This is a genomic window from Sporosarcina sp. P20a (assembly GCF_002743175.1).
Lineage (GTDB): Bacteria > Bacillota > Bacilli > Bacillales_A > Planococcaceae > Sporosarcina.
The window spans coordinates 430,795-442,739 of the sequence record NZ_PDYT01000002.1 but is presented as its reverse complement, the minus strand read 5'-3'; the positions used below and the strand labels follow the sequence as shown (position 1 = coordinate 442,739).

At 34.6% G+C, this 11,945-nt stretch carries 12 protein-coding genes; 7 read left to right on the top strand and 5 right to left on the bottom strand.

Features of this window, described 5'->3' with window-relative positions; all coding sequences use genetic code 11:
* Positions 1 to 123 precede the first annotated feature (123 nt).
* Entirely contained in the window at positions 124 to 501 is a 378-nt protein-coding gene (locus tag CSV72_RS05545; RefSeq protein WP_099677485.1) for a hypothetical protein, read from the top strand.
* A gap of 514 nt (positions 502 to 1,015) precedes the next feature.
* Here CSV72_RS05545 and CSV72_RS05540 read toward each other — a convergent pair.
* Positions 1,016 to 1,576: an IS30 family transposase gene (locus tag CSV72_RS05540; protein ID WP_099677484.1), complete on the bottom strand. Its 561-nt coding sequence runs from the start codon at positions 1,574 to 1,576 to the stop codon at positions 1,016 to 1,018.
* Positions 1,577 to 1,582: 6 nt separating this feature from the next.
* Positions 1,583 to 1,792, bottom strand: coding sequence for a helix-turn-helix domain-containing protein (locus tag CSV72_RS17270; protein ID WP_369802882.1), 210 nt, complete (start codon positions 1,790 to 1,792; stop codon positions 1,583 to 1,585).
* Between the two features lie 192 nt (positions 1,793 to 1,984).
* On the opposite strand from CSV72_RS17270, the gene CSV72_RS05530 reads away from it, so the two are divergent.
* The 3 genes from CSV72_RS05530 to CSV72_RS05520 are packed head-to-tail and all read left to right on the top strand — an operon-like array spanning position 1,985 to position 7,054.
* Positions 1,985 to 3,829 (top strand): dsDNA nuclease domain-containing protein, encoded by a 1,845-nt coding sequence (locus tag CSV72_RS05530; protein WP_099677482.1) that lies wholly within the window; start codon positions 1,985 to 1,987, stop codon positions 3,827 to 3,829.
* Positions 3,816 to 4,376 (top strand): ABC-three component system middle component 1, encoded by a 561-nt coding sequence (locus tag CSV72_RS05525; RefSeq protein ID WP_099677481.1) that lies wholly within the window; start codon positions 3,816 to 3,818, stop codon positions 4,374 to 4,376. Before CSV72_RS05530 ends, CSV72_RS05525 begins: the two co-directional genes overlap by 14 nt.
* Positions 4,373 to 7,054 carry an AAA family ATPase gene (locus tag CSV72_RS05520; protein ID WP_099677480.1) on the top strand — a complete coding sequence of 894 codons (2,682 nt, stop codon included), beginning with the start codon at positions 4,373 to 4,375 and terminating at the stop codon, positions 7,052 to 7,054. Before CSV72_RS05525 ends, CSV72_RS05520 begins: the two co-directional genes overlap by 4 nt.
* Before the next feature lie 84 nt (positions 7,055 to 7,138).
* On the opposite strand, the gene rpsD is transcribed toward CSV72_RS05520, so the two are convergent.
* Entirely contained in the window at positions 7,139 to 7,741 is a 603-nt protein-coding gene (rpsD, locus tag CSV72_RS05515) for a 30S ribosomal protein S4 (protein WP_099632789.1), read from the bottom strand.
* A gap of 367 nt (positions 7,742 to 8,108) precedes the next feature.
* Here rpsD and megL point away from each other — a divergent pair, with 367 nt between their 5' ends.
* On the top strand, positions 8,109 to 9,299 hold the full coding sequence (gene megL / locus CSV72_RS05510) for a methionine gamma-lyase (RefSeq protein ID WP_099677479.1): 1,191 nt from the start codon (positions 8,109 to 8,111) through the stop codon (positions 9,297 to 9,299).
* 359 nt (positions 9,300 to 9,658) lie between these two features.
* On the top strand, positions 9,659 to 9,796 hold the full coding sequence (locus CSV72_RS16695; protein ID WP_158232158.1) for a hypothetical protein: 138 nt from the start codon (positions 9,659 to 9,661) through the stop codon (positions 9,794 to 9,796).
* 44 nt (positions 9,797 to 9,840) lie between these two features.
* Here CSV72_RS16695 and CSV72_RS05505 read toward each other — a convergent pair whose 3' ends face one another.
* Entirely contained in the window at positions 9,841 to 10,221 is a 381-nt protein-coding gene (locus tag CSV72_RS05505) for a carboxymuconolactone decarboxylase family protein (RefSeq protein ID WP_233191083.1), read from the bottom strand.
* Between the two features lie 217 nt (positions 10,222 to 10,438).
* Between CSV72_RS05505 and CSV72_RS05500 the strand changes: the two genes are divergently transcribed.
* The gene (locus tag CSV72_RS05500) at positions 10,439 to 10,756 is read left to right on the top strand and encodes a YflT domain-containing protein (RefSeq protein ID WP_099677477.1); all 318 of its coding nucleotides are present in this window, start codon (positions 10,439 to 10,441) and stop codon (positions 10,754 to 10,756) included.
* 118 nt (positions 10,757 to 10,874) lie between these two features.
* Here CSV72_RS05500 and CSV72_RS05495 read toward each other — a convergent pair whose 3' ends face one another.
* Positions 10,875 to 11,678: a S1C family serine protease gene (locus CSV72_RS05495; protein ID WP_099677476.1), complete on the bottom strand. Its 804-nt coding sequence runs from the start codon at positions 11,676 to 11,678 to the stop codon at positions 10,875 to 10,877.
* Between the last annotated feature and the right edge of the window lie 267 nt (positions 11,679 to 11,945).

Sequence of the window (11,945 nt, the reverse complement as noted above, 5' to 3'; positions counted from 1 at the left end):
CCTTGGTCGAAGACCTTACCAAAGAATTGTTATATCCAGTCAAAGAAATAGAAAACGCCCCAAGAATCTTTATGATCGATTCTTTGGGGCATTTTCTTTTATATTAAACAACGTGTTCACTGTTTGACGCTTACAATTATAGCAGACGGAAAAGTATACGAAGTAACTGAATCGGATACGGCTAAAACAGTGGGAGATTTTTTAGATATAGAAGGGAAAGTACAGCGAGTCATTTTACAAAGTGAGCAAGACTTATCGTTCATTGGGAAGTTTTCGGATGAGCATGCAGAGCAGCTGATTGAAGAGTTGCTGATCATGCCGTATGAACCGGATAGGCGTGCTACGGAAGGAAAGCGGGTGTTTTTCGGAATTGAGTTAGTAGATGGGACTATGACACGATCACTTTATTGGCCGGAGACGGGTTATGTTAATTATGGTGGGGTGGCTTCGGAGGAAGTGAAAGAGATATTTGAAGTGGAGATGGCTAAATACAATTATTAAAAAATGCTTTTTAAAATATTAATATTGTCGATGCTAAGAACTTGAACAAATTAGAATGGTTTTGAGAAGTGACACTTATATTAAAGCCAGTTTTCTTGTATATTTTGTTCTTTATTGATAAATCAAAACTGTTTTAGATTTAACAATAAAGAACAAGATATTACCTTCCATTCATAAATACACAGACAGCCTTAATTACAGTATAATAGAACTAAATATAACTATTAAGTATCAAACAAAAGGGTGTATATTACTAATGGGAGGTAAGTTAAATGAAGTTACTGACTACAAATATTGAGTCTGATGTATTCCACTCAATAAATCAGTGTGAAGAAAAGATTGTGATTATCAGCCCGTTTATGAGTTTAGATGTTATTAGAAAGTTATTAAATGCCTAAATTGCAATATTAGGTTAGCCACTTAGATAAAATCTAGAGTATGTATGAAGGGGAATGTTATCCCTTAATCGATGAGCTCGTTTTGGAAATACTAAGCTAACCTAGCTAACTTTTCTTCAAACAAAATGGCTGGCTGTCGGTAGTTTAATATCTTCCTTTGTCAGATTAGAAAACTCGCTGCCGTTATCAGACGTAATCGTCTTGAATACTTGAGGAAACAGCTCGCCGAAATCCAGTCGTAACTGGTTCATCGCGTAGTCTACTGAATCGTGATCTTGATCATCTAGGAGGATGGCATAATAGTTTCTCGTTTTACGTTCAACAAGCGTCAATAATGCGTTATCGTCTGACTTTCGTCCTTCTACCGTGTCAATTTCCCAATGACCGAATTCTTGACGGTTTTCAATTTCAACTGGTCGTTCAGCGATACTCATACCTAAAACACGACGATTTCTTCGGACGCGTTTGACCTTGGTGTTTCGTCTAAGTTTCATCGGCAAGTCTATGTTTCGAACACGCAATAAGTCCAAATCAATGTAGTTGTAGAGGGTTTTGGTGGACACCATAGGTAGGTCTTTCCAGTCGTCTTGAAGACTTGTAAACCCGACGACCGCATCTGGTGACCAGCCTTGATCCAAGATTTTCCCACACGCGAAATCGACAAATTCACTCGCCACAAGAAGCTAACTTTTCGCGCCGCACTGGAGTCGATTACGTTCATATATCGCCTGTCCTGTTTCAGCGAAATAGGCTGTATAGGGCGTGCGACCCGTCTTAAGCTGGGTCGTGGTTCCGCGCTTCAGTTCATTAGCAATCGTTTGATGAGCGCATTCTAAGCGTCTTCCGATCTCTCGATTGGTGTGTCCGTTCATTGTTAGTCTCGCAACTTCAATGATACACGAATTTTATAGTGGCATTTTTTTGTTTGAATTCAGGTGGCTAACTTGATTGTACAATTGGCCAAAAAATATAATTAAATACTCTATGACTAAATTTTTAAATTCATGTATTTTGCAAAACCATAATACACAAGATTGCAATTGCAACTACACAATGTTGCAACTTGACATGGAACCTCTGCGGGCATGAGTACCAAGCCAAGAAGCCAGCTACATCAAGGGCTGGCTTTGCCTGCAGAGGCTATCATGCCCACCACTCCACGTAAAGTTGCAACGCCGAGTTTGTTTGCAATACTATGTACTTATATTTTGCACTATACAATTCATAAAAAACTAATTACTACAGCGAATGTATTTGACAGGAGATTAAACCAAATGATGCAATTATCGAGTGGTCAAAAAGAAATTAATGAGATAGTGTCAGACGTATTGAGTGAAAATAACGGAGTTAACAATGAATATTTTTCTGAAATAGCAAGTCATAGCAGCATAGAGATAAAAGATAAATTATTTAATGTGGAAAAAATCATAGAGAACGTTCAAAATACCAATGAAATCGAGGAAATATTATTTAATACTGAGCCCGAAGAAGATGGTGGTCTCGTCGCGATGTCAGGATTTTATTATCAATTACTAGTCACTATACATTATATGGTGGAAATGTTTCAAGGAAAGTGGACGAACATTGTAGTTGATCATCATCAAGACATAATTGCGTATAATGATACAACAATCAGGTTTGTTCAAGTTAAAACTAAGAATGTTATTCATTGTCCAGTTAGTGAAACGTTAGCATATTCTGAGTGGATTCCTAAACTTATAAGTAATCAAAAGATGTTTGAGGGTTATGATTATAAGTTAGAGTTTGAATTAGTTTCTAATTGTATTTTTCGGCAAGCACCTCGAGTGTGCAAAGATTTCGAACAATTTTATGATAATACGAACTTTGAAAATGGTTTTGTAGAAGGTGATTTATTTACAAGAACTATTGAAAATACGACTAATTACAATCTGAATGAAACCCAAGTGACTAGTGGAATTAAAGCTTTTAAAGTAACACATATAAATCACAATAGTATAAAAAAGATTCTCTGTCATGATATTGGGGAATATTTTAATAGTTATTACAGAGCTGACGATGTTGTTATAGATATGATTATTTCATATCTGTTTAAGAAGTGTTATTTTCCGGAAAATTCGAGTATTCAAATAGTAAATGAAAAGGATTCAGAAGAGCTGATCGCCTTAATTAGAAATAGAATGCAAGCGGTTGGAGAAAAAGACATAACAACTAATAGTACGAAAGAGGTTTTAGGAGACTTTATTGAAGGAATTAAGGATCAGTATAAATCCACAGATATATATGATGAATTTTCAATTGTTATTGATGAGTTTGAGAGCGAGTTATTGAGTTATTTTGCTGATTCTGACATAGAAACAATATTTACTTTCTTAAATAAGTATCTTTTTAAATCTTTGAATTCCACTTATTTTAGGTCAAGCAAGGCTGAACGGCAAAAAAAAGAATCTGAAAGAGTTTTTAAAGTTATGCTACTAGTAAAGCTATATTTTGGAGGAAGAATTATAGTCGATTCAGAGAGCAAAAAATTTCTTTTAATAAATATTGCAAGTCAACCATTTAACATATTTGGAGTTAAGGAAGAATTTGCATATACAATTAAAGAAGCTATGAATGAGTTTGAGGAAGTATTTCAAAGTTTAGAATATGAAGATCAGTTTTCGATTGCTAATAACCCTTCATTTAAAATTATTTTAGCTGGAGAATTTGATAACGAAAGTGATCCAGTTGATGTTATAGAAGTTGTTTGTAAAGAAGTAGCGAATGCTTCAAAACTTTTATTGTTGGAAGATGATTCTGACGAATCGATAGCCAGAGTGAAAAGTGAAATTAAAATAGTGGATGTGGAAGATAGTAAAATAGATGGAATTCATAAAATGAGAAGAAGGTATGGAAATATAAGTGAAATGAAAAGGAAGATCAAGGAGGATTTAGATTTTGAGAAACTTTAATAAGCCAGAACTTTTAGAAATTTTAGCTAAAAACAATTTTTTTGTAAAGAATAGTCATGTTTTCAAACATAATCTTTCTCAATATACCTTCTTGTATAACGTTGATATTGCTAAAGGGATTATTATTAAGGAGTATAGTAAAGAAGAAGATCTAAAATCTGTTAATGCAGATATTCTGTCACTAAGAGAACTACTGAAAAAATTAAGTTATAATGTTTGGAACGTTTATTATTTTATATTAATCAATAATGAAACAGAACAAAATAGAAAGCTTTATAATATAGAAAGAGATTCCCGTAATATGAGGAAATATATACTTCAAACTATTGAAGATTTGGAAAGGGTGCCTTTTTTAAACTTAAAACATAATACAGAAGACCCTAATATTTCTTTTGGTTTTTATGATTTAATTGAAAATGTGCAAGATATAGAGATTAAGAAAACTATTAAGGAAATAGTAAATTCTGAAGGTGAGTATAGAGAGTTATCAAAACAAAAACTTAGAGGTATTTTAAAAGAAAACTTATTACAAGGAGAAATGTTATGAGATTAAAAAAGTTAGTTGTTAATAACTTTAGAAATTATATAGGTGAAGTATCATTTAATTTATCAAAAGATATTATAATTTTGTATGGAGATAATGGTAATGGAAAAAGTTCTTTTTTTGATGCGATCGAATGGTGTATAACTGGTGAAATTAGTAGATTTTCTTTAGCTAAAAATGAATATAAAAGTGTTGTAGCAAATAGTAGCATTTCCATTGGCAAAGAATGTTCTGTGGCAATCTATTTTGACGATTATGTTTTGAAAAAAAGTTTTTTGAAAAATAGTCCAGACTCATATAGTCAAACTTTTACAACTCTTTACACAAGCGAGTTATCTAAATTAACTTCTGGAGAAGATAAAGTAAATCAAAAAATGGGAGAGATTATCTCCAAAAACGTTAATGGAAAATGGGATAATAAAATATTAAGTCAGGCCTATATATTATCACAAACTCAAATAACTAATTTCATCACAAAGGATACACCAAAAGATAGGTATAATTCACTAGCTTCCATAATGGGATTTGAAAAGATAAATAATTTAAAAAATAATTTATCTGGAACTGCTGAGATTTTATTAAATAAGGTTAATACAATAAGAGAAGAAGTAGATAAAATTAGAGAAACCAAAAAAAAGGAGCAAGTAATATTTGATTTGAATATAAAGAAAATAGGAATAAGAAATGAAGAGTTAAAAGATAAAATTGATATTAATTTATATTCTCAAAAGTTAAGCGTAATAAAAGATGCAGTATCTGAGCTGAACAGATCACTAAATTCCTTATCAAAATTCAATACATTCAATCAACAAAATGAATTACAATTCACTGATTTGATAAACAAGACTGAGATAAAAATAGAACAATTAGAAGAAATTATACAGAAAGATATTAATTCGAAAAATCAAGCGGCATTAAAAATAAAACAGCTACATGAAGAAAAAACAGCTACTATTAAAGAAAAAGAAATACTTAGTCAAAATAATGAAAATCAAGAGAATATGTCTAAGTCGTTAATAAGACTTAAAAATAATGGCTATAACTATAATGAAGTGTTAACACAAGAATTAAAAAAACAAAAAAATCAACTTGATATAAAGTTACCGATATTTCAATATGCTTATGATAATTTGGAACGGTATTTAGTTAGCAAAGAAAAATTAGATATTAAAATTATTGAAACAAAAAAATTAAAGGTTGAAAGTAAGGATTTAGAGAAAAATATCGAACAAGTTAAAATCGATATTTCTGAATTACTTGCAGATTTCTCTCAAGGAATTGTTTCAAATAACATAGAAAAACTATTACTATTAGTAGAAGATACCCGATTATTTATATCTGACAAATCAGATTCAGAAGATATATGCCCAGTATGTGATAGTTATGTTGAAGATATAGATAGTGTTTTAAATAAAAAGATTAAAAGCATTATTTTTGAAAGCGGGAAACATAAAGAACTTATTGAGAATAATATAGAAAAAAGAAAAGAATTTGAAAATCAACAAAGAAAACTACTAGACAGTAGAATTGAAATTAATAATCTTATTAAAATTAATGAGCAAATAATCTTAGAGTTAAATAGTGTAATAAATTCAATTCAGAATAATATTTTATTTGATGCATCGTTATTTTTATACGATATCAAAAAGGTACAACGAAAAAAAATAGTCATAGAAGCAGAGCATAAATCTCTGATTGATGATTTAGCAATATCTCAAAAGATTGATGCCATTAGTAAGGATTTATCGCAATTTGAAAATGAAGCTTTGAAGTTTGGAAGTATTACAATTGAAGAATTTAATGATCTAATAAATAACGAAGAAAAAAATCTAAGAACTATTGAACAAAGAATACTTAGTAATAAATATGAAATTGATAGATCAAGAAAACTATTAAACGAAATGAGTTCAAGCTTATCTGTGTTAACAGAATTGTTTTCAATATATAAAAAGAATTCTATTCCATCTTTGAAAGAGTTTTTGAGTGTAGAGTTAAGAAGGTTTAGAAAAGAAGAACAAAAGATTGAAAATATTATAAGTGAATCAACTAATATAAACGAACTCAGTAGAATAAAAAAGTATATAAATAGTATTGAAGAAGAAGAAAATAGCCTTCTAGAAAACAAAAAATATTTCTTGGAAAAAAGTAGAATTCTAAATAATAAAATAGTGGAGATAAATTTACAATTTGGCGATAAGGCTAGCGATTTTTTAAACAGTATAGCATCTCCAATTAGGAGATACTATCACTATCTAAATCCTAATCCTTCAGAATTTAATGATTTATACTTTGAGATAACAGGAAATAATGAATTAGATATTCAAGTTAAAAATGATAATAATAATATAGTTGCAAATTATATATTAAGTTCTGGTCAAATGAATGTTTTGGCAATTGCTATATTTATTGCTACAAATATAGCACAAACTTTTAGTTATTTTGATTTTATAGCAATTGACGACCCGATTCAGAATATGGATGATCTCAATAGATTCTCAATAACTGATGTATTAAGTCAGCTAGACCAACAATTAATTTTTTCGACCCACGATTCAGATTATGTGAATTTATTTATTAAAAAAAATGAAAATAGAATAGATAACATTGCGGTCTTTCATTTAGATGCAGAGAATAATTCATATCGTAATATCGTAGATTATAGTAATGCTAAAAAAAAATAAAAGTGTATTAACTATATTTTTAATAAAACATAAAAACCCCCGCCAGCCGAGATAAATATCTCAGCCAACGGGGTTTCCTTGTTATTAACGAGAGTAGAATTCAACGATCAATGCTTCGTTGATTTCAGCAGCTAATTCGCCGCGCTCTGGAAGGCGTACGAATGTACCTTTTTTCGTATCTTTATCGAAAGTTACGAAATCTGGAACGAAGTTGTTCACTTCTAGTGCTTCTTCGATAGCAGTCAAGTTTTGAGATTTCTCACGAAGAGAGATTTCAGAACCAGTTTTTACTGCGAATGAAGGGATGTCAACGCGCTTGCCGTCTACCAAGATGTGACCGTGGTTGACTAGCTGACGAGCTGCACGACGAGTGCGTGCAAGACCCATGCGGTACACAACGTTATCCAAGCGAGCTTCAAGAAGGATCATGAAGTTTTCACCGTGAATACCTTGCATTTTACCAGCTTTGTTGAAAAGTGTGCGGAATTGACGTTCGTTCACTCCGTACATAAAGCGTAGTTTTTGTTTTTCCTGTAATTGCATTCCGTATTCGGAAAGTTTTTTACGTTGGTTTGGACCGTGTTGTCCTGGTGCGTATGGACGCTTTTCAATTTCTTTACCAGTGCCTGTTAGTGAGATACCTAAACGGCGTGACAATTTCCAAGATGGACCTGTATATCGAGCCATGAGAGACTCCTCCTCTGTTGGTTTTATTTTGTTGTAAAATAAGACCAGATATGTTCAATCCATCTGCCATTCTATAATCTTGCAACTTCGCCCCTGCAGCCTCGAGGTTACGTGGTGCACCTTTAAAAAGGAATAGACTGGACAAAATAGAACACATAACTGCTGCGAATATTTTACACAAAGCCTAGCATACCAATTTATTGACTATTGGTCAAGCATTTCATTTTTGGAAGTTGGATTAGAGGATTTTACTTCACTTTACAAAAATGCAGAAGATATAGCTCTTTCGTTTTTCAAACAATCGATGTACACTAGACTAAAGCGCTTTCATAATAATTTGAATACGTTATAACAAGGAGGAATCAGCATGAAAAAGAATAACAACTGGCACAAAGAGACGGCCATGATTCATGAAGGATATGACAGCAAAGATCATCAAGGAAGTCTGGCTGTGCCGCTGTATCAAACCTCAACGTATGTATTTGATTCGGCTGAACAAGGAGAGCGGCGTTTTGCTGGTGAAGAAGCGGGGAATATTTATTCTCGTTTAGGAAATCCGACGGTCGCCGTGCTTGAAGAACGTATTGCCAAGATGGAAGAGGGCGCAGTAGGACTTGCATTTGCTTCCGGTATGGCAGCGGTCAGTGCAGTGCTCGTTCATTTAACCAAAGCAAATGATCATGTGATTTGCTCTCGCGGAATTTATGGTTGCACATTCGGATTCTTAAAAATATTAGAAGAGAAGTATAATATTACGCATGATTTAATTTCTATGAAGACAGAACAAGAGATTGAAAAAGCGGTGAAGCCTGAGACTACATGTATATATGTAGAAACGCCAATCAATCCGACGATGGAGCTAGTTGATCTCGAAGCTGTAGTCAATGTAGCCAAGCGTCATAATTTGAAGGTGGTAGTGGACAATACATTTTGCTCGCCCTACATCCAAACACCCTTAACTTTTGGCGTAGATTATGTGTTGCATAGCGCGACGAAATACATTAATGGGCACGGTGACGTGATCGCAGGGCTGCTCGTAGGTAAAGATGCAGACGACATGGCAAAACTTCGTGGTACAGTGCTAAAAGATTTCGGTGGTATCATTTCACCATTCGATGCGTGGCTGTTGTTGCGTGGGATTAAAACATTGCCTATTCGAATGGATCGACATTCGGCCAATGCCAAGATTATTTTTGACTATTTACAGAAGCATCCGAAAGTAGAGGAAGTATTTTATCCGTTTGACGATCAGCATCCGCAGTATGCGATTGCGAAGAAGCAGATGAAAACGGGTGGGGGATTGATTTCCTTTACGATTAAAGGTGGAAAAGAAGATGCGCAGAAGTTGTTGAATCATTTATCGGTCATTAAGTTGGCGGTTAGTCTAGGGGACGCAGAGACGCTTATGCAGCACCCTGCGACGATGACACACTCTGCTGTACCGAAAGAAGATCGCGAGAAGATGGGCGTGTCGGATACGTTACTACGCTTATCTATAGGTCTAGAGCATATGGATGACATCATGGCAGACTTAGATCAAGCGTTTGAAGCCATTTGAATTGAAAAAAGCGAGCGTCCCATATCGGGGAGCTCGCTTTTTGTAATAGGATCTCTAATGTTACGTTTGACAACGATTATATGTGTTGATTTATATAGCATGTAGATTCTGATTGGACCTCTTTTGCCGCGGTCGTGTTCTACTGGTTGTTTCCCTTAAGCAACGCAAACCCTACCTACTTTTGCGTCCTTGCGACCCTGTAGTCGCGCCAGTGATGAATAAGTGTTCCGAATAAACATCTGCAGAACGCCATTTCTTAATGTCAGATCTGTTATCAATCCCAAAAAATTACTATACATGAATTATCGTTGTTTGTCAAGGAGTTTCTACATTGTAGGAGTCGTAAAGCCTACAAGCAATTGAAAGAAGAATCCACAGTAGACGATGTACTGGATGACTTAGCAGAAACCGTTTTTAAAACGGGAGGCGAAGTCGCAGTTCTTCCGAAAGAACGGATGCCTGTTGAAACGGGTGCAGCTGCAATCTATAGATGGTAAGAAAAAAATCCGGCCAAGAGCAATCTCTCGGCCGGATTTTACTGTTATTTTTCTTGTTCGAGTATTTCTTGAGCTGCAGTCAACGCAGTTTGTACACGTGGAAACCCAACATATGGAATGAGTTGCATGATACTTTCTACGATTTCCGTTTTAGTTAAACCCACGGTCAATGCACGCTTTACATGCGTTTGAATTTGTGTAGTCGCTCCTTGTGTGACGAGTGAAGCAAGAGTTACCAATTGTCTTTGTTTACTGTCGAGCCCTGGACGTGAATAAATCTCACCATACGCGAACTCCACTATGTACTTCCGTAAATCTGGAGCCAGTTCTATTAATGCATCAGCTGTCATCATGCGTTCGGCCTCTTCTTCACTTACATATTCCTTGATCTTGACTAAACCTGCTTCAATACGTTCTGTTGACAATGAAATAGCCCCCTCTATTTTTACCGCAATATAAGGAAAGTATAGCATATTCTGACTATTAGGTTACTTTTCTGTCTAGAAATTACGTAGTTCCTATCAGTTTAAAACAGAATAATGGTTCTAAGGATGTGAAAATCGTCATTATTGTTTAAGCAATGTTGAGAATAGGTATAGATGAATAGAACAAAAAACAAGTATATATGGAGGTAATGATAAAATGGATAAGTTTTTCCTAGAGAACGCAGTGCAAGCTAAAAAGAAGATTGAAGAATTGGTGACACAAGGTTACACGCATGATGAGATTTATGTTTTCGCACATAGTGAAGATCGTGAAGACAAAATTTCAGACGCATTAGATTCAGAGCAAGTAGGTATGGCAGAGATGGGCTTCCTTGAAACAATGAAGAACATGTTCACATCTCGCGGCGATACATTGCGCGCGCAGATGGAAGCAATAGGTCTTTCAAAAACAGAAGCTGAAGAAGGCGAAAGCGAACTAGACAAAGGCAGACTATTGCTAGTCGCTAAAAAATAAGACAGTAAACAAGCCGGTCAAAGGATTCCGTTCCTTTGACCGGTTTTATTTTTGTATACATAACGAGTAGAATAGGTCGCCCTGCGAAGTGTTCATCCCGAACAGTTTCTCTTATCACTTACTTTTCTTCAGTAGCAATGGCCTCGTAATAAGCATCTACAGGAATGAACAACCCGACCTTACCGTGCGTTTCCTCATCTAACGTAGCAAACACAATGCCGATCACTTTACCTTTCTCACTAATAACAGGACTTCCACTATTTCCTCTATAAACAGGTGCTTTGATCATGACGACAGGGATATCCCAATCCGCTAGTTGTTTGTAGTCAATTATGTGACCTTTATTCGCTATTCCTGAAAAGCTCAAAGGATTTCCGATAAACGTAATGGGCTCGTGATCATAAAAGGTCGTTTCTTCCGCTAAAGTTAAGTGAGGAAGATTCGTTCCGTTCACTTCAAGTACCGCAAGATCAATGTCTGGAAACACTTTTGTGACATCTGCGGTAAATCGTTCGCCTTTAGGGAAAGAGACGATCATGGATTCATTTCCTTCTACTACATGATAATTCGTAATAATCGTGCCTTGTTCATTAATAGAAAAACCTGTACCTTTAGTATTTTCTGTAGCTACGACAACTACTGCTTCTTTATATTCGGCTATTTGTGGATCTGAAGATAACTCTGACGATGCTTTTAGAAACTCCAATGCTGGAATGGAGTATATCTGAAAGACAATGGCGAACGTGCTAAGAGCTAAAGTAGTTGCCATGATCCAGAACATCCACTTAGGGAAAGGACGATAGGTGCGTCGGACATTTTTTTCAACAGCTGCTTTCTCTAATGCTTCGCGCTGTGCTTCGAGTACGAGATCTTGTAGTTCATCATCATCCAAATCTTCTTGATACGGATCTTTGCTATCCACTAGTCCCACCTCTTTCTCGTACATAGTTTACCAGATAATGAATGCAAAGAAAGCTTGCCGAGTGTTGGTGAGATGAAGTAGCTTTTATTATATAAATGAATAGTTTGCGAAATTTGTAAGAAAAGAATGTGAAAATACGAGAATTCCTCTTGAAATATCCTAGGATGTGATAAAAAGTTCGTTGTTTTTTAAAAAAGATGTGAATAGAAGACGAAAATGCTTTAAACATGTTACGATATACTATAATATCTAAAGTAGTCACTTTAT